Annotated in this window: 25 protein-coding genes and 1 pseudogene; 11 read left to right on the top strand and 15 right to left on the bottom strand. The window is 62.5% G+C overall.

Translation table 11 applies throughout. From position 1 onward, the window contains the following. Positions 1-51: 51 nt before the first annotated feature. The 5 genes from AC1D0N_RS00190 to AC1D0N_RS00170 all read right to left on the bottom strand — a co-directional run bounded on the left by AC1D0N_RS00190 (position 52) and on the right by AC1D0N_RS00170 (position 5,568). Positions 52-1,227, bottom strand: coding sequence for a trans-sulfuration enzyme family protein (locus AC1D0N_RS00190; protein WP_477240196.1), 1,176 nt, complete (start codon positions 1,225-1,227; stop codon positions 52-54). Then, on the bottom strand, positions 1,224-2,648 hold the full coding sequence (locus AC1D0N_RS00185; RefSeq protein WP_477240194.1) for a pyridoxal-phosphate dependent enzyme: 1,425 nt from the start codon (positions 2,646-2,648) through the stop codon (positions 1,224-1,226). Before AC1D0N_RS00185 ends, AC1D0N_RS00190 begins: the two co-directional genes overlap by 4 nt. A 448-nt stretch (positions 2,649-3,096) precedes the next feature. Continuing rightward, positions 3,097-4,452: an FAD/NAD(P)-binding protein gene (locus AC1D0N_RS00180; RefSeq protein ID WP_477240192.1), complete on the bottom strand. Its 1,356-nt coding sequence runs from the start codon at positions 4,450-4,452 to the stop codon at positions 3,097-3,099. Positions 4,453-4,477: 25 nt separating this feature from the next. Beyond that, complete coding sequence (locus tag AC1D0N_RS00175; protein WP_477240190.1) at positions 4,478-4,939, bottom strand: RrF2 family transcriptional regulator; 462 nt, start codon at positions 4,937-4,939, stop codon at positions 4,478-4,480. A 443-nt stretch (positions 4,940-5,382) separates the two neighbouring features. Continuing rightward, entirely contained in the window at positions 5,383-5,568 is a 186-nt protein-coding gene (locus AC1D0N_RS00170) for a hypothetical protein (protein WP_477240188.1), read from the bottom strand. Between the two features lie 308 nt (positions 5,569-5,876). On the opposite strand from AC1D0N_RS00170, the gene AC1D0N_RS00165 reads away from it, so the two are divergent. The 4 genes from AC1D0N_RS00165 (at position 5,877) to AC1D0N_RS00150 (ending at position 8,976) form a co-directional block, all read left to right on the top strand. Beyond that, on the top strand, positions 5,877-6,236 hold the full coding sequence (locus AC1D0N_RS00165; RefSeq protein ID WP_477240186.1) for a septal ring lytic transglycosylase RlpA family protein: 360 nt from the start codon (positions 5,877-5,879) through the stop codon (positions 6,234-6,236). Positions 6,237-6,472: 236 nt separating this feature from the next. Beyond that, positions 6,473-7,750, top strand: coding sequence for a polyhydroxyalkanoate depolymerase (locus tag AC1D0N_RS00160; RefSeq protein WP_477240184.1), 1,278 nt, complete (start codon positions 6,473-6,475; stop codon positions 7,748-7,750). A gap of 249 nt (positions 7,751-7,999) precedes the next feature. Further along, positions 8,000-8,617, top strand: coding sequence for a transglutaminase-like cysteine peptidase (locus AC1D0N_RS00155; RefSeq protein WP_477240182.1), 618 nt, complete (start codon positions 8,000-8,002; stop codon positions 8,615-8,617). A gap of 137 nt (positions 8,618-8,754) precedes the next feature. After that, positions 8,755-8,976, top strand: coding sequence for a hypothetical protein (locus tag AC1D0N_RS00150; protein ID WP_477240180.1), 222 nt, complete (start codon positions 8,755-8,757; stop codon positions 8,974-8,976). Between the two features lie 72 nt (positions 8,977-9,048). On the opposite strand, the gene AC1D0N_RS00145 is transcribed toward AC1D0N_RS00150, so the two are convergent. From AC1D0N_RS00145 to AC1D0N_RS00130, 4 genes are read right to left on the bottom strand one after another with little or no spacing between them, the layout of a single operon-like run. Then, positions 9,049-9,417, bottom strand: coding sequence for a helix-turn-helix domain-containing protein (locus AC1D0N_RS00145; RefSeq protein ID WP_477240178.1), 369 nt, complete (start codon positions 9,415-9,417; stop codon positions 9,049-9,051). Between the two features lie 13 nt (positions 9,418-9,430). Continuing rightward, entirely contained in the window at positions 9,431-9,955 is a 525-nt protein-coding gene (locus AC1D0N_RS00140; protein WP_477240176.1) for a Smr/MutS family protein, read from the bottom strand. Next, entirely contained in the window at positions 9,952-11,046 is a 1,095-nt protein-coding gene (gene mltA, locus AC1D0N_RS00135; protein WP_477240174.1) for a murein transglycosylase A, read from the bottom strand. The genes AC1D0N_RS00140 and mltA overlap by 4 nt, the downstream gene beginning before the upstream one ends. A 24-nt stretch (positions 11,047-11,070) precedes the next feature. Further along, a complete protein-coding gene (locus tag AC1D0N_RS00130) occupies positions 11,071-11,778 on the bottom strand; it encodes a Tim44/TimA family putative adaptor protein (RefSeq protein ID WP_477240172.1) in 708 nt (235 codons plus the stop codon). A gap of 199 nt (positions 11,779-11,977) precedes the next feature. Between AC1D0N_RS00130 and AC1D0N_RS00125 the strand changes: the two genes are divergently transcribed. From AC1D0N_RS00125 to AC1D0N_RS00115, 3 genes and pseudogenes are all read left to right on the top strand, one after another. Continuing rightward, positions 11,978-12,478 (top strand): FxsA family protein, encoded by a 501-nt coding sequence (locus AC1D0N_RS00125; RefSeq protein ID WP_477240170.1) that lies wholly within the window; start codon positions 11,978-11,980, stop codon positions 12,476-12,478. 124 nt (positions 12,479-12,602) lie between these two features. Continuing rightward, entirely contained in the window at positions 12,603-13,103 is a 501-nt protein-coding gene (gene secB, locus AC1D0N_RS00120; protein WP_477240168.1) for a protein-export chaperone SecB, read from the top strand. Between the two features lie 242 nt (positions 13,104-13,345). Next, positions 13,346-13,632, top strand: a pseudogene (locus AC1D0N_RS00115) (GIY-YIG nuclease family protein). A gap of 91 nt (positions 13,633-13,723) precedes the next feature. Here the strand turns inward: AC1D0N_RS00115 and dnaQ are convergent. The 5 genes from dnaQ to AC1D0N_RS00090 form a co-directional block, all read right to left on the bottom strand. Next, positions 13,724-14,437, bottom strand: coding sequence for a DNA polymerase III subunit epsilon (gene dnaQ / locus AC1D0N_RS00110; protein WP_477240166.1), 714 nt, complete (start codon positions 14,435-14,437; stop codon positions 13,724-13,726). 75 nt (positions 14,438-14,512) lie between these two features. After that, entirely contained in the window at positions 14,513-15,118 is a 606-nt protein-coding gene (gene coaE / locus AC1D0N_RS00105; RefSeq protein ID WP_477240164.1) for a dephospho-CoA kinase, read from the bottom strand. Further along, the gene (locus AC1D0N_RS00100) at positions 15,115-15,957 is read right to left on the bottom strand and encodes a shikimate dehydrogenase (protein ID WP_477240162.1); all 843 of its coding nucleotides are present in this window, start codon (positions 15,955-15,957) and stop codon (positions 15,115-15,117) included. Before AC1D0N_RS00100 ends, coaE begins: the two co-directional genes overlap by 4 nt. After that, positions 15,950-16,543, bottom strand: a complete 594-nt coding sequence (locus AC1D0N_RS00095) for a Maf-like protein (protein ID WP_477240160.1) — start codon at positions 16,541-16,543, stop codon at positions 15,950-15,952. Before AC1D0N_RS00095 ends, AC1D0N_RS00100 begins: the two co-directional genes overlap by 8 nt. Positions 16,544-16,902: 359 nt before the next feature. After that, positions 16,903-17,724 (bottom strand): pyruvate, water dikinase regulatory protein, encoded by an 822-nt coding sequence (locus AC1D0N_RS00090; protein ID WP_477240158.1) that lies wholly within the window; start codon positions 17,722-17,724, stop codon positions 16,903-16,905. Positions 17,725-18,124: 400 nt separating this feature from the next. Here AC1D0N_RS00090 and hemE point away from each other — a divergent pair, with 400 nt between their 5' ends. From hemE to rho, 3 genes are all read left to right on the top strand, one after another. Beyond that, positions 18,125-19,156: a uroporphyrinogen decarboxylase gene (hemE, locus tag AC1D0N_RS00085; protein WP_477240156.1), complete on the top strand. Its 1,032-nt coding sequence runs from the start codon at positions 18,125-18,127 to the stop codon at positions 19,154-19,156. Further along, on the top strand, positions 19,156-19,689 hold the full coding sequence (hemJ, locus tag AC1D0N_RS00080; RefSeq protein ID WP_477240154.1) for a protoporphyrinogen oxidase HemJ: 534 nt from the start codon (positions 19,156-19,158) through the stop codon (positions 19,687-19,689). Before hemE ends, hemJ begins: the two co-directional genes overlap by 1 nt. A 163-nt stretch (positions 19,690-19,852) precedes the next feature. Then, a complete protein-coding gene (rho, locus tag AC1D0N_RS00075) occupies positions 19,853-21,118 on the top strand; it encodes a transcription termination factor Rho (protein ID WP_136621617.1) in 1,266 nt (421 codons plus the stop codon). A gap of 92 nt (positions 21,119-21,210) precedes the next feature. Here rho and AC1D0N_RS00070 read toward each other — a convergent pair whose 3' ends face one another. Continuing rightward, entirely contained in the window at positions 21,211-23,226 is a 2,016-nt protein-coding gene (locus tag AC1D0N_RS00070) for a thioredoxin domain-containing protein (RefSeq protein ID WP_477240152.1), read from the bottom strand. A gap of 65 nt (positions 23,227-23,291) precedes the next feature. Between AC1D0N_RS00070 and mnmE the strand changes: the two genes are divergently transcribed. After that, positions 23,292-24,608 carry a tRNA uridine-5-carboxymethylaminomethyl(34) synthesis GTPase MnmE gene (mnmE, locus tag AC1D0N_RS00065; RefSeq protein ID WP_477240150.1) on the top strand — a complete coding sequence of 439 codons (1,317 nt, stop codon included), beginning with the start codon at positions 23,292-23,294 and terminating at the stop codon, positions 24,606-24,608. Positions 24,609-24,715 lie beyond the last annotated feature (107 nt).

Here is a 24,715-nt window from a genome sequence, read left to right as displayed (position 1 = left end):
GTGACGGCAGTCACAATAGCATGGACGCCGGCCTGTCGTGTATCCGGTCGCTCAGCCTTTCAAAGCCTGCTCCAGGTCCGCGATCAGATCGTCGCCGTCCTCGATGCCGGCGGACAGCCGGACCAGCGAATCGGAAATGCCGATCGCGGCCCGCTTTTCCGCCGGGATCGAGCCGTGGGTCATGATGGCGGGATGTTCGATCAGGCTTTCGACGCCGCCGAGGCTTTCGGCCAGGGTGAACAGTTGCGTGCGTTCGAGGAAGCGCTTTGTCGCGGCGAGGTCGCGGTCGAGCTCCACAGTGATCATGCCGCCGAAGGCGTGCATCTGCTGGACGGCGATGGCGTGCTGCGGGTGGCTGGCTAGGCCGGGATAGATGACCCGGCGCACGTCTTTGCGGGCTTCCAGCCACTGCGCGATCTTCAGGCCGTTCGACGAATGGCGTTCCATCCGCAGCGCCAAGGTCTTGATGCCGCGCAGCGCCAGAAAGCTGTCGAACGGGCCTGATATGGCGCCGATGGCGTTCTGCAGGAACTTCAGCTGGGCGGCGAGATCCTTGTTGTCACCGACCACGGCGACGCCGCCGACCATATCGGAATGGCCATTGAGGTATTTGGTCGTCGAGTGGACGACGATGTCGATGCCGAGCTCCAGCGGCCGCTGGATATAGGGGCTGCAGAAGGTGTTGTCGGCAACGGTGAGAACGCCCTTGCGCCTGGCCAGGGTGGCGACGCCTTCGAGATCGACGATGCGCAGCAGCGGGTTGGTCGGCGTCTCGACCCAGAGCATTCTTGTCTCCGGCCGGATCGCCGCCTCGACGGCGGCAAGGTCGGTGAAGTCGACGAAGGAGATCTGCAGATTGGCCGAGCGCTTGCGCACCCGCTCCATCAGCCGGAACGAGCCGCCATAAATGTCGTCGGTGGCGACGATGTGGGCGCCTGCATCCAGCAGTTCCAGGACAGTGGCGATCGACGCCAGGCCGGAAGCGAAGGCGAAGGCGGCCGAGCCGCTTTCGAGGTCGGCCACGGCGCGCTCGAAGGCAAAGCGGGTCGGGTTCTGGCTACGGGCATATTCAAAACCCTTGTGCACGCCGGGCGACTGCTGGCCATAGGTCGAGGTTGCATAGATCGGCACCATCACCGCGCCGGTGAGCGGATCGTGGCTCTGGCCGCCATGGATGGTGCGCGTCGAAAAGGCCAGTCGGTTTTTGCCCGGTGTCTGTTCGGTCATCGTGCGCGCCTCAAATGGTTGATCAGGTCGATGCGGGTTATCAGGCCGACGAACTCGTCGCCATCGAAGATGATGGCGACCTCGTTGCGATCGAACACCGGCAGCAGCGCATCCAGCGTCTGGCTGGCCTGCAGCGTGTGCAGATTGGAGGTCATCGCCGTGCGTACCGGACCGTTGAAGCGCTCCCAGCGGCCGTCATGCGGACCATCGACCTTGGCGAGGATGTCGCTTTCGTCGACGATGCCGACCAGTCTGCCATTGTCGAGCACCGGCAGCTGCGAAACATCGGAGCGGCGCATGCGGCCATAGGCGTTGAGCAGGCTTTCCTCCGGACCGACGGAGACGGTGTCGCCGGTGCGGTGCGAACGCATGACGAGGTCGCGCAGATCGCCATGCTGCTCCTGTTCGGCCAGCCCTTGCTCGGCCAGCCAGAAATCGTCGAACACCTTTGACAGATATTTGTTGCCGCTGTCGCAGACGAAGGTGACGACCCGCTTCGGCACCGTCTGCTCGCGGCAATAGCGCAAGGCGGTCGACAAAAGCGTGCCGGAGGACGAGCCGGCCAGAATACCTTCCTTCGACAGGAGATCGCGCACCGCCAGCATGCTCTGCTTGTCGGGGATGGAGTAAGCCTTTTTCACCAGCGACAAATCGGCATTGGGCGGCACGAAATCCTCGCCGATGCCTTCGACGGTCCAGCTGCCGGCATCTTCCAGCTTGCCGGTCTTGATCAGCGGCGCCAGCACCGACCCCACAGGATCGGCCAGGATCATCTCGGTCTTCGGCGAGACCTTTGCGAAGTAGCGGCCAAGCCCGGTGAGCGTGCCGCCGGAGCCGACGCCGACGACCGCGGCATCGACATTGCCTTCGAGCTGGGAAAAAATCTCAGGCCCAGTGGTGGTTTCATGCGCCGCAGGATTTGCCGGATTGGCGAACTGGTTGGCGTAGAAGGCGCCGGGCACCTCGGCGGCGATCTTTTCGGCCATGTCCTGGTAATATTCGGCATGACCCTTGCCGACATCGGAGCGGGTCATGCGCACTTCGGCACCGAGCGCGCGCAGATGCTGGATCTTTTCGCGCGACATCTTGTCGGGCACGACGAGGATGATGCGGTAGCCCTTGGGGATGCCGACCTGGGCAAGGCCGAGGCCGGTATTGCCGGCGGTCGCCTCGACAATGGTGCCGCCGCGCTTGAGCTTGCCCTCGCGCTCGGCGGCGGCGATCATGGACAACGCAATGCGGTCCTTGATCGAGCCGCCCGGGTTCTGGCTTTCGAGCTTGATGAACAGCCGGCACTTGCCGGTGTCGAACTTGGTCAGTTCAACGATCGGCGTCTGGCCGATCAGGTCGAGAACCGACGCATAGGGCGGACGCAGGCGCGACAGCGCGCCGTCAGGTGAAGCGGTTCTGTGCTCGCTCATGTCGAAGCTCCATGGTCAAGGCGAGCAACCGCCGGGGGCAAGCGGTAGCCTATCCTCTTCTCCTGCCCTTTGCAGTCGGAAAGAAGATAGATCATGCCAATCAACCGGCCAGATGCGGAATGAAATTCCGGGTTTCGAGCATGCGGCCGCTGCGGAGGGTTGACGGCAATCACGGTTGCGCAATCGTTCGAGGTTTGCCGAAGCCTCCTCGCGTTCGTCATCCTAGGGCGGAGCAGGAGCGAAGCGACGTTGCGGAGACCCTAGGATCCATGCCGGGACTCTTGAACGCCGCGACGGTGCAGAGTTTTGAAGTGCCAAGACGATCCTCATTCTCAACCGCCGTGTTCCTTGCCGCCCGTCACGGAATGGATCCTAGGGTCTGCGCCGCGTCGCTTCGCTCCTTGCTTCGCCCTAGGATGACGAAGGCATGGGTAGCTTGCTCAGGCGTCTACCCCAGCAGCTGCTTGCTCAGCCTCGCACACTGAACGCGAATGTCCGGGATGGCGTCGATCTCGAAGAAAGTCCCGCGCGTCAGCGGTCCGACGGCGAGGATCTTGGCCGATACCGACCCGTCGCTGGCGATGATTTCGCAATTGGCTGACACGTCGAGGCCGAGCCGCAGCGGGTCGGGCCGGGCCAGTCCACGGTCGACCAGCGAGCGCACCACGCTGTTCGAGGTGGTCGAGATGTCCCTGGCGATGCCGGTGCAATCATAGAGGCGGGCGGCTTCGAAGGTTTCGAGACGCTGCGTGTGGCGGGACTGGACTTCCACCGTATAGCCGTCGCCCGCCGTGATGCCGACGATACGCCCGGCGACGGGACGGATGCGGCCCTTTTGCACGGCCTCGGTGACGCGGGCATAGACCTCCGGCGCCATGCGATGCCGATGGATGTCCCACCAGGCCTTGGTGTGCTCGACAAAGCGGCGCTTGGCCGAGGACGGCCAGTTCTGCCAGATTTTCTGGTTGAACGGCCTGAGGCCGTCGACGACATCGCGCCAGTCGATACCGGCCTTCTGGTTCTCGCGGATCAGGTCGCGGAACCAGCCGACAAAGTAAGAAAGCTGGGTGCCGAGCGGAATGTCGGCGACATCGAGCTTGATCGGTTTGCCCTTGCGGTGCGGCGAAGGCAGCAGGCCGCGCCTGGACAAAGCGACGATCTCGCCGCGATGGCCGCGCTGTTCGAGCGCCAGGAAGGCATCGACCATGCTCAGGCCGGTACCCAGCACCAGCACTCGGGCTTGCGGATCGAGCGCGGTGTCGGCTTCCGACCCCATGCGGATGGCGTGGCCTTGCCCGGCGCCTGGCTCCTCGTCATGACCGGTGGCCAGCACGGCAAGATGGGCGACGACGCTGGTGCCATTGGCCAGTGCCACCTCGACCCCGGATGCGCTCGGCGCAATCGACAGGCTCTCCTCGCGGATCAGGCGCAAGCGTCCCGTCTGCTCTTCCCGCGTCTCGAGTTCGTCCAGCAATTCCTTGAGGTAGCGGGCATAGACGCTGCGCGGCGCATAGACCGGCGCCTGCTCCTGGGTTGCCAGGCCATTTTCGAGCAGCCAGCGCCAGAAATTGCCGGGATCGTCGGCATAGGCGCTCATGCCGGTGGCGGCGACATTCAGCACATGGGCGGAGAGCAGCGTGGAATAGGCCATGCCCTGGCCAAAATGCGGACGCTTTTCGATCAGCGTGACGCGCAGATCGGGATTGGGCGATTTTAAGAGATGCGCGGCCAGCACGACGCCGCTAGCGCCGCCGCCGACAATGATGATCGAATTGGGGATGATCGAATTGCCGCGCCCGGTCATGCGCGCACCAGCAGTGGTCGAAGGGTCAGGCCTGAACCTTCACCGCGATGTCCCTCGCGACCGTAAGGTCGTCGAGGGCGATGTCGCGCATCTCGGCGAGGCTGCGCTGATCGAGCACCTCGGCGATCGCCTGCCGGACCTCGAGCATCAGATGTCTGACTTGGCATGTCGCCTCATTGCAGTCTTCGCAGCGCTGATACTGGGTGCGGCTGGCGCAAGGGATCGGCGCCAGCGGCCCGTCGAGCACGCGCACGACATGGCCGACCTTGATTTCATCGGCCGGGCGGGCAAGACGATAGCCGCCTTCCTTGCCCTTGCGGCTCTGGACGAAACCGGCATTGCGCAATTCGCCAAGGATGGCGTCGAGAAACTTTTTCGGAATGTTGTTGCCGCTGGCGATATCGCCAACGAAGGCGAGCTGTCCGACCGGCAACTGCGCCAGATGGACGAGCGCCTTGAGGCCGTACTTACCCTTTTTTGTGAGCATAAACCGAACGTTTCTCTGTCCTGCGATGGTTTTTGACCATCGGTTGCGAAACGCCTGGCGTGCCTCCCCGCCGCGTCCAAGCTGCCACGACACATAAATTCTAGTGACATGATATACAAGCCGGGAAACGTTGATTTTGCTCGATTTTCAAGCCGCTGAGGCCGTTTTTGCCGGCCTTTGTGCCTTTGAGAGCACAGAAATGCGCTTGGCCGGCAGCGGGGCGACAAAGGGCGACGCGCCAGAAGTCCGATGCATGCCGCGAACGATCATGGTGATGCGGTGGTCGCTCATCGTCGCCTCCAATTCGTCAATGTCGATAAGACTACTATACTTAGCCCCGAAGACGCGGAAGGCGTTTTCAATTCCTTGGCTGTTTGGGGCATGGATTTGCCGAACGGGGGAGCGCGTTGGGAATTCTCGTTCGCGGCCGGCGGGCTAGAACATCAGATGCGGGAGCGGTTCGCCCAACCCAACCCGACCAGGCCGACCAGCATGGTGACGATGCCGATATAGAGCCATTGCGTCTGGTCGGTCATGAAGCTTCCCCGGACAATGCCGAGGCCCTGCAGCGACCACAGCGCGCCGATGGCCAGGACAAGCAACGCCAGCAGATTCCTGATCAGTCTCATCGTCGGCATTCCCTTCCCAAGTCGATCGTCAACTGCATCATGGCCGCGATGAAAATGCGAAAGGAAGCGATCCGGTCGCGTCTGCTGTTACTTGCATAGTAACGTTGAACCTTGCCGAAAACATCCCCGATATTGACATGATAATCACCGGAAATACGCCGGTCTATGGTTAAAAATTCCTGACAAACTGTTTCCTCGTGACTCCAAACGTGTGCTGCCGCCACGGAACTGCCAGACGTTTGCCGCATTTCCTGCCTATTCGACACATAACGGCTGGGGTCTGTCAAAGAACGGAGCCAATCCCACAAATGAAGAAGAACAACCAGACCGCGCTTGTCGCGGTGACGATAGCGGCTGGCCTGATGGTCGGCGCTTCCGTCTCCCCCGCCGCAGCGCAATGCGGCCGTGCCTCCTGGTACGCACTGCACTCCCGGACCGCCTCGGGCGAGCGCATGAACCCGTCGGCGATGACCGCCGCGCACCGCACCTTGCCTTTCGGCACGAAGCTCAGGGTGACCAACAAGAACAACGGCCGCAGCGTCGTCGTGCGCATCAACGATCGCGGGCCGTTCATCAAGGGACGCATGCTCGACCTGTCGAAGGGCGCTGCCGGCCAACTCGGCTTCATCAGCTCGGGCTATACCGCCGTCTGCGTGGCCCGCATTTGACCTTTGTCGTGTCCAGCCCAGCCGGACACGACCTGCCCGCCAAGCGCCTTTCGCAACGCACAGTGAGCCGGCTCCGCTGTTCGAGACGGATTCTCAAGGCCTTAGACGAAATGAGGATATTTCACGCCAGGTGACGTATTGCATCGCAGCAATTAGTTGTTAACCTCGCCGCGAGATATTCAAGGATCGGCGCTGCTCGTCGTGCCTTTGGATCGCATGCAGCAGCGGGGTTCTTTATGTTCTACCAGCTCTACGAACTCAACCACGCTGCCTTGCAGCCCGCCCGCGCCTACGCGGATGCGGTGCGGATTTTTTACCGCAATCCGCTCAATCCGTTTTCGCATACATCCTGGGGCCGCTCGGTGGCGGCGACCGCCGAATTGTTTGAGCGCACCACGCGCCGCTACAGCAAGCCGCGTTTCGAGCTGACCAAGACCGTGGTCGACTGGAAAAATGTCGAGGTCACCGAAAAGACGGTGTGGTCGCGGCCGTTCTGCAATCTCCAGCGCTTCGAGCGCGCCGTTCCTGCCGGGCGCAAACCGGATCCGAAGCTCTTGATCGTGGCGCCGATGTCCGGCCACTATGCGACGCTGCTGCGCGGCACGGTCGAAGCGATGCTGCCCCATGCCGATGTGCACATCACCGACTGGGTCGATGCGCGCATGGTGCCGCTTGCCGACGGCAGCTTCGATCTCGACGACTATATCGACTACATCATCGACATGCTGCACGCGCTGGGGCCTGACACCCATGTCATGGCGGTATGCCAGCCTTCGGTGCCGGTGCTGGCGGCGGTGGCGCTGATGGAAACCCGCGGCGACCCCTTCGTTCCCTCGACCATGACGCTGATGGGCGGGCCGATCGATACACGCCGCAATCCCACCGCGGTCAATCTTCTGGCCAAGGAAAAGGGCATCGATTGGTTCGCCGACAATGTCATCATGAATGCACCCTGGCCGGTGCCCGGCTTCGGCCGCGAGGTCTATCCCGGCTTCCTGCAGCTTTCGGGCTTCATGAGCATGAACCTCGACCGCCACATCACTGCCCACAAGGACTTCTTCGTGCACCTGGTGAAGCATGATGGCGACAATGCCGAGAAGCACCGCGATTTCTACGACGAGTATCTGGCGGTGATGGACCTGACGGCGGAGTTCTATCTGCAGACGGTCGATACCGTGTTCGTCCGCCACGCTTTGCCGAAGGGCGAAATGATGCATCGCGGCGTCGCCGTCGATACGTCGGCGATCCGCAATGTCGCGCTGTTCACCGTCGAGGGCGAGAACGACGACATTTCCGGCCTCGGCCAGACCCAGGCCGCGCACGACCTTTGCCCCAACATCCCGGCTGAGCGGCACGCCCATTACATGCAGCCGGCGGTCGGCCACTACGGCGTCTTCAACGGCTCGCGATTCCGTTCCGAAATCGTGCCGCGCATCGTCGACTTCATCACCAGCTACGGCCGCCAGAACCGCGTCGCGGCAAAGCCCAGGCTGGTCCGTTCCGCCAAGGGCTGAAGCAAGAGCCACAGCACGCCAAGGTCACGGCGCAGAAGCGCTATCTTTGTTTTGAGCATGACCTTTCCGAAAACCAGTTCCCACTTTTCGGGATCATGCTCTGGGCCGCTGTCGAAACCGATCTGTTGCACAATAGACGCTGTTGGGGCTGGTGCGGGTAACCATGCCAAGATTCTGGCTGTCGTCATAATTGACACGGAGTGTAAATCCCCCTTAACCTTTCGTTAACAACAAGGGCGAACGGGGACAATGATTTCCTCACCGATGGCACGGACGCTGCGCTTGTGTGCAGTCGCAGGGCTGGCGATTTCGGGATGCTGGGCTGGCCCGGCATCGGCGGCAGCGCCAATGGCAACCGGCGGGCCGACCTCGCAGCCGATCGGACACTATGATTTCTGCAAGGCCCATCCGGGCGAATGCTCGATCCGGCCGACCAATCTCGCTCCCGCCGCCATGACCGACGCATTCATGCGCAAGCTGATCAGCGTTACCGCGCAGGTCAACGCCGCCGTCAAGCCGATGAGCGACTACGACATTTACGGCAAGGACGAGGTCTGGGCCTATCCCGACAAGGGCGTCGGCGACTGCGAGGACTATGTCCTGGAAAAGCGCCGTGACCTGAACCAGCTTGGCGTGTCGCTGGCCGACCTTCTGATCACCGTCGTGCGCAAGCCCGACGGCGAGGGCCATGCGGTGCTGACCGTGCGCACCGACAAGGGCGACTACATCCTCGACAATCTGACCGACAAGGTCCGCTCGTGGGACCAGACCGGCTACCGTTTCCTAAAGCGGCAGGCGATCGACAACACCGGCCGCTGGGTTTCGATCCGCGGTGGCCAGCAGGTTCTGGTCGGCGCGGTTCAGTAGCGACCTGCGGCTTCCACCGTCTCGACCGCTCAGGCGCGCCTCATCGCCATCCGAAAATTTTCTGCATTCTCCGTGAACCAATTCATCTCGGCCAACGACACATGGCTGTAGACGGAAACCAACCATGGAGAATTCAGATGACTGCACTTTTGCGTAATGCCTTTCTCGCCGCCATTGCGGTATCGGCCCTGGCCGGATCCGCTTTCGCCGATCAGACCATCACCTGCGTCAAGACCAAAACCAACGACCAGTGGGCCGGCCGCTGTTGCAGTGTCGACTCGAACTGCCCGGGCCGTGAACACGGTGGCCACGACCATGGGCACCCCGGAAATAACGGCAGCACGGCCGGCAAACAGTGATCTCGCTACAGCTGCCCGCTGGCTGACTGCCGGCGGGCACTGTTTTGCGATCGATGCATGTCGCTCAAATGGTTACGGTCGCCGGCCGAGTGCCGCGCGGATCGACGCGGTGATGCGGCGCAGCTCGACTTCGTCGAGTTTTTCGATGTTTTCGGCCAGAAGATTGGCGAGTTCCGTGGCGGCAGGGGTGAGACCCGACGTGTCGATCCTGACGCGCGGATGCGAGCCCTCGGCCAGCCGCGCCAGCTCCTCCGCATCGTCCCAGATGACATTGAAATAGCCGATGATCTTCTGGATCAGCGTCCAGGTCGGCGCGCCGCGGCGGCCATGCTCGAGCGCCGACAGATAGGCGGCGCTGACGCCGATGGCCGAAGCCATGTCCTTCTGGCTGACACCGCGTTCCTGTCGCAGCGACCGCAGCTTTTCGCCGAACGGGGTCACGGCCACGCCCTCATCAGCGCAGCCGCCGCAAACGGATGTAGAGCGCGCCCGAGCCGCCATGGTTGCGGGCGGCATGGTCGTGGCTGGAGACCAGCGGCCGGAACGCCGGCGTCGACAACCAGGCCGGCACGGCGCGGCGCAGCACCCCATCACCGCCCGACGACGAGCCCTTGCCGGTAATGACCAGGACATAGCGGATGCCGCCAGCATGTGCCCGGTGCAGGAACGAAAACAGCAGCGAATAGGCCTCGTCCTGGGTCATGCCATGCAGGTCGACGCGGCCTTCGATCGGCAGCCGGCCCTTCTTCAACTTGTCCAGTGTCGGCTCGTCGAGCGCATGCGAGATGTGCTGCGGCTTTGGCTTTGGCGCCAAAGCGGGGCTGGCGGCGGCATGAGCCGGCGGCGCGGCAGGCTTCGCGTCGACGCCGAAATCCGGAATGTCGACGGCGGTTCTGCCCCTGAGCGGCTTGGCGGTGCGCGCCACCAGGTTCCACAGCACCCGGTCGTCCTCGCTCAGCCTGTCTGTCTTCCGCGTCATGGATTCGCCCCCGAAACAAGCGGACGCGGGAGCAGCGCATAGAAATCGGCGGCGTTGCGGACGACGCCGGCGATCTCGCCGGCCGCATCGCCCGATCCGGCGAAGAGATCGCCGCGCGCGGGCCCAGTGATGGCCGAGCCGGTGTCCTGCGCGATCATCAGGCGCCGGAACGGCTTTGCCCCGAAAGCCGTCAGCGTCGGCGCGTCGATGTAGAACGGCGTGCCAAACGTGTGCAGCAGCCGGTCGACTGCGACCGAGCGGCCCGGCGTTAGCGGCACCTTGGCGGCGGCAATCGGTCCGAGCGCTGCGTCGTCGACATCAGCTTCGCGGAAGAAGATAAAAGAACGGTTCTGCCAGAGGATCTCGTCGATACGATCCGGGTGCGCCTTGAACCAGGCGCGGATCGACTGCATCGTCACTTTTTCCAGCGGGATCTCGCCTGTTTCGCTCAGAATCCTGCCGGGGCCGGTAAAGCGCTGGCCGGATTTGGCGGCATAGGTGATGCGGCGCAGCCGGCCGTCAGTCATGTTGAGCCGCGCGGCGCCTTGAACATGGATGAAGAAGGCGTCGACCTTGTCGGCGAGCCAGGCGATTTCCAGACCCTTGCCGGCAAGCGCCCCGCGTTCGATGGCGCCACGGTCGTAATACTCCGCTGGCCCGTCGGCGCGCGCGAAGGCGAGATAGGGATCCATTCCTGGGGGACGGTTGGCGTCGTCAATCTCGATGAGGTCGGCCGGACGCGACAGCAGCGGCACGGTGAACCGATCCGTGCGCACCGGCGAGGCCTCGACCTGAGGCTCATAGAAACCGGTGACGAGGCCACCGTTTTCGGCGTCGATACGGGCCGGAATGAAATGGCGTTCGAAAAAATCGCGCGCCGCGTTTCGATTCGGCAGCGAAATGGTCCGCGCCTCATCATAGGCGGCGGCAAAGGCGGCGAAATCGACGCCGAGTGCGCCGCTGCGATAGGGCTTGGTCAGGACATGGACGGCCGAACGGCGAAAGGCGGCAAAGGCCTGGAGATGGTCGTCATCGCCCCAGCCGGGGAGATCATCGAAGGATTTTACCTGGAAAGACCGCGATAGCGACACGACCTGGCCCGCCGCCGCTGGAATTCAGTCTTCTTCTTCGGTGGCGACGAGCTTCCAGTTCGGATCACGCGAGCGCGTGTCGCGGGCAAACGTCCAGACATCCTTGACCTCGGCGACCGTCTCGGGATCGCCGTCGATGACCGCACCGGCCTTGTCGCGGGTCGCCGAAATCAGTTCGCTGATGATGCGCAAGGTGACATGCGCCTCGCCGCCCTTCATCTCGGCGGAGACGATGTCGGCCTTGTCGATGCCGACGAAGGAGGACTGGATCTTTTCCGATTTCGCCTCGCGGTCGCCGATGGCGGCGACAAAGCCGTCAAAGACCTCGCGTGACAACAGGTTCTTCAGCGTCTTGCGGTCGCCATCGGCATAGGCCATGACGATCATCTCGTAAGCCATCTTGGCGCCATCGACGAAGGTTTTGGGCTCAAAGGTCGGATCGTTGTCCTTGATCGTGCGCAGGCCCTTGTTGAGGTCGGTGTCGGGCTTGGCGAAGGCATCGATGGCGGCGTAGGTGTCGCCAACCGGCTCGCCCGGCGCCCGCTTGCGCGGCAGCGAGACCACATTCTCGGGTTTCTGGGGGGCATCCTTGTCGGCGGCGCGGCCCGCCGTATAGGGATCGAAGGGCGGGCGTTCGCTGCCCGTGCGGCGACCGAGCACATTGCGCAGCTGGAAAAAGATCACCACTGCCGCGATCAGAAAGAAAATTGTGCCGAAGTCGAAAAATCCCATATCTTCCGCCAATCAATCCCTGTCCTGGCCGGACCCCCGGCCAATCAACAGGCCGCGGTCGCATAGCGTTCAACATTCAAAGCATATAGAACGCAAGGCGCCATCATTCAAATCAAAGGCAGGCATACCTATCTAACGGGCTCAGTGCCAGCGGCGATTGCTCGCCGACCGGCAAAACACGGAACCGATCGGCCAAGACTTGCGTATTTCGTTCCTTCCCCTGTTCCTGCTGGCGCTTCCGTTGCTGGAAATCGCCGGTTTCGTCGTTGTCGGCCGCCAGGTCGGCGCGCTGGCGACGGTCGGCCTGGTGCTGGCGTCAAGCGTGGCCGGCGCCCTGCTGCTCCGGTACCAGGGCTTTGGCGTCATGACCCGCGTGCGCACTGAGATGAACGCCGGACGCGATCCAAGCCGGCAACTGGCGCATGGCGTGATGATCGTGCTTGCGGCGATCCTGCTGATCATCCCCGGTTTCATCACCGACATCTTCGGCATTTTGCTGTTCCTGCCGCCGGTCCGCGACCTCGCCTGGCGGCTGTTGAAAAGCCGCGTCGTGCTGGCGACCGATTTCAGCACTGGCGGTTTCCGCAACCGGCAGCGCGGCAAGACCATCGATCTCGAAGACGGCGACTATTCGCGCGCCGACGACTATGGCCGCGGACCCGATCACAATTCGCCCTGGCGCCGCCTCAAGGACGAGTAGGTTGTCCCGCGGTCGCTTCGCGGGAAGCAAGGCGGCAAACCTTGTCTTGTCATGCCGACCATGGTAGCGAACGCCCGATTTCAATTCGGGCCGCATCGTCGCCCAGGCAAAAGGACAACGGCTCATGGCCAGCAAAGATGACGCGCCGGTCGGCGCCGCCAACGGCAACGGCGAGACAACGCAGCCTTCGCTCAACGTACTCGCGCAGTATGTGAAGGACCTGTCCTTCGAAAGCCCCGGCGCGCCCAATTCGCTGCGCGGCCGCGACAAGGCCCCCGGCATCGCCATCAACGTCAATGTCAACGCCAACCCGCTTTCGGACAAGCAGTTCGACGTCAATTTGACGCTGAACGCCAAGGCTTCCTTCGACCAGGAAGTGCTGTTCAATGTCGAACTGGTCTATGGCGGCGTGTTCGCCATCGCCGGTTTCCCGCAGGAGCATATGCTGCCGATCCTGTTCATCGAATGCCCGCGGCTTTTGTTCCCGTTCGCCAGGCAGATCATTGCCGAAGCGACCCGCAATGGCGGCTTCCCGCCGCTGATGCTCGACCCGATCGATTTCGCGCAGATGTTCCAGCAGAAGCTGGCCGAGGACCAGGCGGCGTCGAAGGTCAAGGTCAGCTGAGGCTGCCCTGCACGGTGATTTGAAAAAGCCCGGCCTTGTGCCGGGTTTTTTGTTTGAGACGCTGAGGGACAGCGAATCCTACTAGGTTGCCGATGCCCTCCTCTCCCTTCGTCATCCTAGGGCGAAGCAAGGAGCGAAGCGACGCAGCGCAGACCCTAGGATCCATGCCGTGAAATTGATCGTAGGATGCAGCGGATCAGAATCGCGCTTGTACACGCGCTGACGCTCGCTACCCTGAAACCATGACCGGATACGTCTATATGACCGCAAGCCAGAAGCGCGGCACGATCTATATCGGCGTCACCAACGATCTTGGCCGCCGCATGCCGGAGCACAAGGCCCGTCAGGGCGCAGGTTTCACCAGCCGATACGGTGTGCAACGGCTGGTCTGGTACGAGGAGTATTTCGACATTACCGACACCATCCAGCGCGAAAATCGCTGAAGCGCTGGCCGCGCCAATGGAAGATCGATCTGATCAAGACGGCCAATCCCGAGTGGTTCGAGCTCTTTCGTGGAACCGGGTGGTAGGCGCTCGGTTTCTTGGACCGCCGGGCACGGCACCACGGTCGCGGCATGGATCCTAGGGTCTGCGCCGCGTCGCTTCGCTCCTTGCTCCGCCCTAGGATGACGAAGACGCGGCAACCTTCAACCACAGCGCCTTTTCGCCGAGCGTCCCGACCATGCCGGCATGCGCGGCGCGTTCGGCGTCGGTCAGGCGCGGGGCCAGCGGCACCGGGCGGGCGCCGATCGAGATGTCGATATAGTCGACATCCGACCTGCCGGCAGAGGGCGATGCCACGCTGTCGAGGATGAGCGCCGCCTGCTTGCCGCCGATGAGCTCGATATAAACCTCGGCCAGCAATTCCGAATCGAGCAAGGCGCCGTGCTTGGTGCGATGGGCGTTGTCGATGCCGTAGCGCCGGCAAAGTGCGTCCAGCGAATTGGGTCCCATCGGATGCTTGCGGCGCGCCAGGGCCAGCGTGTCGACGACCAGCCCATTGTCGATGACCGGGTGACCCAGCCGGCCGAATTCGACATTGAGGAAGCCAATGTCGAAAGTGGCGTTGTGGGCGACAAGCTTGGCGCCGTCGGTGAAGGCCAGCCACTCCTCGGCAATCTCGGCAAAGGTCGGCTTGTCCTTCAGGTCCGCCGCACTGATGCCGTGCACCGCCTGCGCTTCGGCGTGAACCGCGCGCCCCTGCGGATTGATGAATTTGTGGAAGGTGCGGCCGGTCGGAAAGCGGTTGACCAGTTCAACGCCGCCAAGCTCGATGACGCGGTCCTCGCGGTTGTCGAGGCCAGTGGTTTCGGTATCGAAGATGATCTCGCGCATCGAATCAGTCTGCTCCTAGGCAGCAGAATCATACACCGGAACAAAATGGCAATGGGCAATGCTGACGGCCTGGCGTCAGGAACCGGCCTTGCCGGACTTATCCCCGGAGACTTCCGCAATGATGGCGTTGACCGCCGCCCGCGCGGCCTCGAAGCCTTGCCCGGTGTCGATGACGAAATCGGCCTGCCGGCGTTTTTCCGCGTCGGGAACCTGCTTGGCCAGGATCGCCGAAAATTTCTCTTCGCTCATGCCCGGCCGCGCCAGCACGCGGGCGCGCTGGACGTCAGTCGGCGCGGTGACGACCACGACCTTGTCGACGCGGTCGCGGCCGCCAGTTTCAAACAGCAGCGGAATGTCGAGCACCACAAGCGGCGTGCCGGCGGCACGGTTTTTTGCCAGAAATTCATCGGCCTCGGCGCGGACGAGCGGGTGGACGATTGTCTCCAGCTTTTTCAGCGCGGCGGCGTCGCCAAGCACGCGTCCGGCCAACGCCACGCGATCGATCGCACCGGATTTGGCCACTCCGGGAAAGGCTGCTTCGACCAGCGGAACGGCCTTGCCGGAATAAAGGCGATGCACGGTCTCATCCGAATCATGGACAGGCACGCCGGCCTCGGCAAACATTTTTGCCGTGGTCGACTTGCCCATGCCGATCGATCCGGTGAGGCCGAGCACGATCATGCCTTGGCGCCGATATCGCTGACGATCATCTGCCGCAGTTCGGCGGTGACCTCCGGCCGCGTGCCAAACCAGCGCTCGAAGCCGGGCACCGCCTGATGCAACAGCATGCCGAGCCCGTCGACCGTCTTCAGCTTCCTGGCGCGCGCGGCGGCCAGCAGCGGCGTCTCCAGCGGCACATAGACGATGTCGGTGACGATGGCATGATCGGGCAATCTCGCCGGGTCGGCGGACAGACCTTCATTGCCATGCATGCCGAGTGCGGTGGTGTTGACCAGCAGGCCGGCGCCGGCAAGCAGTTCATTGGTTGCGCCGAGACCATGAGCGGTAACGCCGGCGCCGAAACGATCGCGCAATTCCTGCGCCCGCGCGAGTGTGCGGTTTACGATGCGGATGTCACCGACGCCCCGCTCGATCAGCGCATGGATGACGGCGCGCGACGCGCCGCCGGCGCCCAGCACCACGGCCGGGCCGTTGGTCGCCCAGCCCGGCACATGGTCGTCCAGATTGGCGGCAAAGCCGTGGGCGTCGGTGTTGCCGCCCCACAGATTGCCGTCTTCGAACCACAGCGTGTTAACGGCGCCGATCTGTTCGGCGGCCGCGTCGCGGCGCTCGACCAGGGCGAAGGCGGCCTCCTTGTGCGGAATGGTGACGTTGCCGCCGCGGTAGCCGTTCTTGCGCAACCCGGCGAGGAATACCGCAAAATCCTGCGGCGCGACGTCGATGGCCTGGTAGCTGCCGTCGATGCCGTATTGTTCCAGCCAATGGCCGTGAATTCTCGGCGACCGCGAATGGGCGATCGGATGGCCGGTGACAAAGGCTTTTTTCGCTGCCTCAGCCATCGATTGCTCCAAGTGTTCGAAGTTCGGCCAGCACCGGCAAAAGCGGCAGGCCGACAATGGTAAAATAGTCGCCCTCGATCTGAGCGAATAGCTGGATGCCCTCGCCTTCGATCTGATAGGCGCCGACGCTGGACAAGGCCTTGGCGCCGACGCGGGCCAGATGGCGGCCGATAAAGGCCGGATCGAGCCTGCGCATGGTCAGGCTGGCAATGCCGACATGCCGCCACAAAACCTCGCCGTTTCGAACCAGAACAGCGGCACTGTTGAGCTGATGGGTCTTGCCGGACAGCGCCAGCAGATGGCGGCGCGCACCTTCCATGTCGGCCGGCTTGTGGAACACCTCGTCGCCGAGCGACAGCGTCTGGTCGCAGCCAAGCACCAGGGCGCCGGGCTTGCGCTCGCTGACCTCGGTGGCCTTGGCTTCGGCCAGGATCGCGGCAACGTCTTCGGGCGAGACGCCTTGCAAAGGCGCTTCGAGCACGCGTTCATCGACATCCGCGGGAACCGCCTCAATGGCGACGCCGGCATTGATGAGCATCGCCTTGCGGAAGGGGCTGCCGGACGCAAGGATGATTGTTTCGGTCATTGTTTTGTCGCGCCTGATTACCTGTCTAGTGCCCAAGTAGAAAACCGTTGCATTCGTCGGCCACTGTAACGGCATGGATCCTAGGGTCTGCGCCGCGTCGCTACGCTCCCTGCTCCGCCGTAGGATGACGAAGGCGTGGTGGCTTTTTGGCTAACCGCGAATGTCGGAGTTCGGCATCTACGCCGTTGAATAGCAGCTGATGGCAAATCGCAAACCTTCGAGATTGGCTGAGACAATCGTCCCTTCGTCATCCTAGGGCGAAGCAAGGAGCGAAGCGACGCGGCGCAGACCCTAGGATCCATGCCGTGACCTTTGAGCTTCGCGACGGTGGGTGTTAACAACGCGGCGCACGGCTCCAATTATCTGCTCTTCCCCCTCAGGGCAACGATCGCCGCCGCCGTCTCCTCTATCGAACGGCGGCTGACATCGATCATCGGCCAGCCGTGGCGGGTGCAGATCTGGCGGGCATAGGCGAGTTCCTCGGTGATGGCGGCGCGGTCGACATAGTCGCCAGCCTCGTAGTCGCTCGAGTTGCCCAGCACGCGGTTCTGGCGGACATGCGAGATGCGCTCGGCGGTGGCGATCAGCCCGACGATCAATGGCGTCTTGGCGCTGATCAGGCTTTCCGGGATCGGCACGCCGAGCACGATCGGAATGTTGGCGGTCTTGATGCCGCGATTGGCGAGATAAATGCTGGTCGGCGTCTTCGACGTCCGCGAGATGCCGATCAGCACGATGTCGGCGTCATCCATATTGGCCGGCAGCTGGCCGTCATCATGCTCCATGGTGAAGTTGAGCGCGTCGATGCGACGGAAATATTCGGCGTCGAGAACATGCTGGGCACCGACGCGGCGGCCGGCCGGCGTGCCGAGATAGGACTGGAACACGGTGAGCACCGGTTCCAGCACCGAGACGCAAGGCAGGCCCATGGTTGCGCAGCGCTCGTCGATGCCGCGCGCCAGCTTCTGGTCGACGACGGTGTAGAGGATGATGCCTGGTTCCTCCTCGATGTCCTCGAACACTTTGGCCACCTGCTTTTCGGTGCGGATGAGCGGATAGATATGCTCGATGGCGCGCGCATCCTTGTACTGCGCCGAAGCGGCGCGGCCGGCGGCGAGCAGCGTTTCGCCGGTGGCGTCGGAGATCAGATGCAGATGAAAGAAGCTCTGGGGTTTGTTCACAGGGTCCATTCCAGGCTGTGGGCGAATGTGGATAAACCGGGCCGAAAAATCGGCCGGCTGGAAGCGACTGTATCAGATGGCAGTTTGTCCACAATTCGATGTGCTGTCGGCTTCGTCGGGCGGCTGGGGACAAGTCCGGGGACGCTTTTTTTCAGCCAGGCGTCATCCACAGCGGCAATTTCCTTGGCTCGACGACAAACCATTGACTCCAGTCGTAAATTCCCGACCTTCCACAAAGTTCTGCAATCCTTTTGGAGAAGCGCGCGACAATATGCTGGCTGGCCTTTATCGGGCCAAAGCGGGACAGGTGACAACCACCGATACCAACAGACTCTTAGAATCAGAAGATTCTAGAAATAGACTCTTTAATTATAGAGAAGGCTTAGGAAGCGAGCGTTCAATGCCCCAAGTCAGGACCATGCTGGACGTGCTGAAGGGGCAAGCGGTGTTTCCACCGCCGCTCTGGATGATGCGTCAGGCCGGCCGTTATCTGCCCGAATATCGCGAGACGCGCCGTCGCGCCGGTTCGTTCCTCGATCTCTGCTATGATCCCGATCTGGCTGTCGAAGTGACGATGCAGCCGATCGAACGGTTCGGCTTCGATGCCTCGATCCTGTTCTCCGACATCCTTGTGGTGCCGCATGCGCTTGGCCGTGACGTGCGCTTCGAGGAAGGCCGTGGTCCGCTGCTGACGCCGATCGCCGCGGCCGAGATTGCGGCTCTCAGCGGCGAAACGTTTCACGTGAATCTCGAACCGGTCTACGAGACGGTGCGCCGCTTGCGGGCGAAACTGCCTGACGAAACGACGCTGATCGGTTTCTGCGGCGCGCCGTGGACGGTGGCGACCTACATGATTGCCGGCCACGGCACGCCCGACCAGGCGCCGGCGCGGCTGTTTGCCTATCGCGAGCCGGCGGCGTTTCTGCAGCTGCTGAAGGTGCTTGCCGATCACTCGGCGCAGTATCTCATCCGTCAGATCGAGGCCGGCGCCGACGTGGTGCAGATTTTCGATTCCTGGTCCGGCGTGCTCGACGATGCCTCTTTCGACTTGTTCTGCGTGCAGCCGGTGGCGGAGATCGTCCGCCAAATTCGCGCCGTTCATCCCAAGGTTCCGATCATCGGCTTTCCCAAGGGCGCTGGCGCCCGCTACCAGACCTATCGCGAGAAGACCGGTGTAACGGCCCTGGGGATCGACTGGACGGTGCCCCTGACGGCAGCGAAGGAATTGCAGCGCTCGGGTGCGGTTCAGGGTAATCTCGATCCCTTGCGGCTCGTGGCTGGCGGCAAGGCGCTATCCGATGGTGTCGGCGCGATCCTGAAAGCGCTGGGAGATGGGCCGCTGATCTTCAATCTCGGCCATGGCATCACGCCGGAGACGCCGATCGCTCATGTCGAGGCGATGGTGAAACAGGTACGGAGCGCGACACGCTGATGACCGACAACAATACGAACAGCACCAGCCAGGCGATGATACGCATGGCCGTTGGCATCGCCGCGCTGGTTGCTCTCACCGGGCTTTTGTATTTCGTCGCGCCCGACGGCTTCTATCCGTGGGCAAAGGCGATCCATGTCCTTGCCGTCATCGCGTGGATGGCTGGCATGCTCTATCTGCCGCGATTGCTGGTCTACCACGCCGATGCCGAGAAAGGCTCGGTGCAGTCGGAGACCTTCAAGGTGATGGAGCGCCGCCTGCTGCGCGGCATCATCAATCCGGCGATGGTCGTTACCTGGGTGTTCGGGCTGTGGCTGGCCTGGAAAGGTTTTGCGTTCCAGGGTGGCTGGCTGCACGGCAAGATCGCCTTGGTGCTCTTGCTGTCCGCCGTGCATGGCTATCTCGCCGGCGCGGTGCGCAAGTTCGCCATGGATCGCAACGAAAAATCCGCGAAGCACTGGCGGATCGTCAACGAGATCCCCACATTGTTGATGATCGCCATCGTGATCCTGGTTGTCGTCAAGCCGTTCTAGACCATATCGGTCCCGTAAAACGCAGCTTGCTCTTTCACCCGACCGACGATAAAAGACGGGTCTTCCTTCCCGTCATGCGCCGCCCTTCATCGCTTTCGGCCGCGCCCGGCATTTGTCGCATCCCGCCGATATATTTTCCCCAAAGCAGATTCAGAGTCCGTCTATGCAAGAAATGAAACTCGCAGAGTTCAAGAACAAGAAGCCACCAGAGCTGATCGCCTATGCCGAATCGCTCGAGGTGGAAAACGCCAGCGTCATGCGCAAGCAGGAGCTGATGTTTGCCATCCTGAAGAAACTGGCCGCGCAGGACGTCGAGATCATCGGCGACGGCGTGGTCGAAGTGCTGCAGGATGGTTTTGGCTTCCTGCGCTCCGCCAACGCCAACTACCTTCCCGGTCCCGACGACATCTACATTTCCCCGTCGCAGATCCGGCGCTTTTCGCTGAAGACCGGCGATACGGTCGAAGGGCCGATCCGCAGCCCGAAAGAGGGCGAGCGCTATTTCGCGCTGCTCAAGGTCAACACGATCAATTTCGACGACCCGGAAAAGATCCGCCACAAGATCCATTTCGACAATCTGACGCCGCTCTATCCGACGTCGCGGCTGAAGATGGAAATGGAGGTTCCGACCTCCAAGGACATTTCAGCCCGTGTCATCGACCTGGTGGCGCCGCTCGGCAAAGGCCAGCGCGCCTTGATCGTGGCCCAGCCGCGTACCGGTAAGACGGTGCTGCTGCAGAACATCGCCCACTCGATCACCACCAATCATCCGGAATGCTATCTGATCGTGCTTTTGATCGACGAGCGGCCGGAAGAAGTCACCGACATGCAGCGTTCGGTGAAGGGCGAGGTCGTGTCCTCGACCTTTGACGAACCGGCGGTGCGCCACGTCCAGGTCGCCGAAATGGTGATCGAGAAAGCAAAACGCCTGGTCGAACATGGCCGCGATGTCGTCATCCTGCTCGATTCGATCACCCGCCTCGGCCGCGCCTACAACACCGTGGTGCCGTCATCCGGCAAGGTGCTGACCGGCGGTGTCGACGCCAACGCGCTGCAGCGGCCGAAGCGCTTCTTCGGTGCCGCCCGTAATATCGAGGAAGGCGGTTCACTGACCATCATCGCCACCGCGCTGATCGATACCGGCAGCCGTATGGACGAAGTCATCTTCGAAGAGTTCAAGGGCACCGGCAATTCGGAAATCGTGCTCGACCGCAAGGTCGCGGACAAGCGTATCTATCCGGCGATGGACATCCTCAAGTCCGGCACCCGCAAGGAAGATTTGCTGGTCGCCAAGCAGGATTTGCAGAAGATCTTCGTGCTGCGCCGCATCCTGGCGCCGATGGGCACGACCGATGCGATCGAGTTCCTGATCGACAAGCTCAAGCAGACCAAGACCAATGCGGACTTCTTCGATTCGATGAACACGTAGGGGTCGAGCTGCGGATCCGCGGTTCGTTCCAAGCAAAGCTATTTGGGAGCCCATTCCGAGAGATCGGGATGGGCTTCTTCATTTGGGTCAAATCACCGTCGCAAGAGCCGCTCGAGCTCTTCAGCATCCGTCACCACCGGCAAACACACCTGCCCCGTGCAAAGCCAGGCGCCAGCTCTGTCGGTAGGCGGTAGGACACCGTCCGGCAAAGTCGGTCGATTCGCTTCCGAACCGATCGCCAATACAATATCGACTCGTCTCGGATCCGGGGATCGATTCGCAACCGGAACGAGTCCTGGATCGGCGAGGTTGTCTATTAGCACCAGCTTCAATGGCTCGATCGCGAGGGCACAGGCGTTGACGATGCCGGCCTGGCCATAGGCTTGGTGTGCAGCGCGGCCGGCGGCATGCTCGGCGACTTTCCAGGTCTTTTCCTGCAGGTCGAGATCGCCGGTAACGGAAGCCAGACGGACCAGGGCTTCGATGATCTGGCCGGAGGCCGAGGTGATCGCCTCGTCGACATCGCCCCTGATGCGGATCGGCACGTCGGTGCTGTCCGACGCAGTCAGATAGTAGCCGGTCTTGTCGCTGTCCTGATGCCAATGGTCGAGTTGTTCGATGAACCGGCGGGCTCGCTCGACATAGCTCCAATCGCCGGTTGCCTCGAACAGCGCGATCGCGGCGTTGGTCATCGCGGCATAGTCGCTCGACAGCGCCGGAAACAGCTTTTTGGCGCCAAGTATCGAATGCGGCAGGCGTCCGTCCTGGCTGGCTTCGGCAATATGGGCGAAGGCCTTTTCAGCCGCTTCGATCCAGTCGGTCCGGCCGAGCGACCGCCCTGCCTCGGCAAGTGCTGCGATCATCAGGCCGTTCCAGTCGGTGAGTGCCTTGCCGTCGCGTCCAGGCCTGACGCGATGCTCTCTGGCTGCGAGAAGCTTCGCCTTCAGTGGATTGAGCTGATCGCGATCGGCCACGCTTTGCGTCTGCTGGGCTTCGCTCTGATGGACAATCGGCTTGCCTTCCCAGCCATGCGGCCCGGAAAGCGTGAAGTGTTTGAAAAACAAGGCCGATTCGTCACCGAGCACGGCTTCGATCTCGTTCTTGCTCCAAGTGTAGAACAGCCCCTCCTCGCCGTCGCTGTCGGCATCGAGGCTGGCGGCTAAGGCGCCACCTTCGACGCGCATCTCACGCAGCAGCCAGTCGATCGTCTCTTCGATTCGTATCCGGAACAAATTATTGCCACTGGCCGCATAGGCCCAGTTGCACAGGCGGATCAGCTGGGCATTGTCGTAGAGCATTTTTTCGAAATGTGGCACCAGCCATTCGGCATCGGTCGAGTAGCGGCTGAGCCCGCCGCCGATATGGTCGTAGATGCCGCCGGCCAGCATCTTTTCGAGGCTGAGCAGGACGGCGTCGCGATGCGAGGTGCTGCCGTCGCGCAACCACGACAGCCACAGCGTCTGCATGAACGGCGCGTTGGGAAACTTTGGCGCGCCGCGCAGGCCGCCCAGATCCCTGTCGATCATGCCGTCGATGCCGTTGGCGAGCTGTCTCAGCGTATCAAGGTCGAGCGTGGCCTTGGCATGAGTGCCCGCCAGCCGCGCCTCGACATGGTTGATCAAGCCGTCGGCGCTCTGATGCAGGCTTTGTTGCTTCTCGCGCCAGGCCTTGTCGACGGCTTCCATCACCTGAATGAAGCCGGGACGGCCAAAGCGCGCCTCGCGCGGAAAATAGGTGCCACCCCAGAACGGCTTGCCGTCCGGGGTCAGGAACATGGTCAGCGGCCAGCCGCCCTGCTCGCCCATCGCCGAAAGTGCGGCCATGTAGATCTGGTCGATATCAGGCCGTTCCTCGCGATCAACCTTGATATTGACGAACAGCCGGTTCATGACGGCGGCGACAGCGTCGTTCTCAAAGCTTTCATGCGCCATGACATGGCACCAGTGGCAAGCGGCGTAGCCGACCGAAAGCAGGATGGGTCGCTCGAGCGCCTTGGCTTCGGCCAAAGAAGCAGGCGACCAGGCCCGCCAGTGCACCGGGTTGCCGCTGTGCTGCTGCAGGTAGGGGCTGGCCTCTTCGGCAAGCAGGTTTTGCGCGGGCAATGTCACAATGGGCAACTCGGTTGGTCTGGGTTTAAGCGGGCGAAGCTAGGGCGGTTCGACAGAGCGGGCAAATGATTTCAAGTGACTCCATCGTTGCGCTTTCGAGCGGCCGCCTGCCCGCCGGCATCGCCGTCATCCGTATTTCCGGCCCGAAGAGTCGATTCGTAGTCGAAACGATTGCCGGCAAAGTTAAGGACCGTGTCGCGACCTTGCGCAAGCTACGGGCGCCGGACAAGACCGTGCTCGACAGCGGGCTGGTCGTCTTCTTTCCTGGCCCCGACAGCTTTACCGGCGAGGATGTCGCCGAATTCCATGTCCATGGCGGCCGGGCCGTGGTGACCAAAATGCTGGAGACCATCGCCGGTTTTGACGGTGTCAGGCATGCGGAGCCGGGCGAATTCACCCGTCACGCCTTTCTCAACGGCAAGCTCGACCTGGTCGAGACCGAGGCGCTGGCCGACCTCATCAACGCCGAAACCGAAGCGCAGCGGCGCTTTGCGGTGCAGAACGCCCAAGGCGTGCAAAGCGAACTTTATCTCGGCTGGCGCCGCCGGCTTATCCATGCGCGGGCGATGATCGAGGCCGAGATCGACTTCGCCGACGAGGACGATGTCCCCGGTTTCGTTTCGGATACGGTCTGGTTGGACGTGCGAAAGATGATCGACGAGATCGATCGCCACGTCGCCGGGTTTCGCGCCGCCGAGATCATTCGCGACGGGTTTGAGGTCGTCATCCTGGGCGCACCGAATGCCGGGAAGTCGAGTCTGTTCAACGCCCTGGCGCGGCGCGATGCGGCTATTGTAACGGATGAGCCCGGCACGACGCGGGACCTGCTTGAGGTGTTGCTGGATCTCGAGGGAATGCGGGTCAGGGTGACCGACACGGCGGGCTTGCGCGAGGCGCCGGGCAAGGTCGAGGCGATCGGCATAGAGAAAGCCCGAACGAAGGCACGCGGTGCCAACCTTTTGCTGCTGCTGGAGGATATGCTGAACCCGGCAGAAGTTGGTGCAATGCCGGCCGACGTTCCGACGCTGAGGATTGGCACAAAAGCAGATCTGGTGCCGCAGACGCCGGCGACGCAGTACGACGCGGTCATTTCGACCAAGGATGGAACGGGGCTGACGGAGCTGTTGGCGGATATCGGAAGCCGCGCCGCGGCGCAGGCCGGCCAGGTCGGTGATATCCTGCCGTCGCGGCTTCGCCACGTTGAGCTGCTTAATGAGACGAAACGCTTCCTGCTGTCGGCGGTGACGGGAGATGGGCGTGGGCAGGAGTTGCGCGCCGAGGATCTGCGCCTGGCGGCGGACCGGCTTGGCCGCATCGTTGGCGCTGTTGACGTCGAGGATCTGCTGGATGTCATCTTTTCGCAGTTCTGCATCGGCAAATGACTCACGTGAAACACGACCTGGCGGCTGGCAGGTGACTCACGTGAAACACTGCGCCCGTCCGAACTGTCGTGACTCACGTGAAACAGGGCGACTGGGATGCCGGCGAT

Source organism: Mesorhizobium sp. P2_E10 (genome assembly GCF_056404235.1).
The sequence above is the reverse complement of the archived record's forward strand: the minus strand, read 5'-3'. Positions and strand labels throughout refer to the sequence as shown.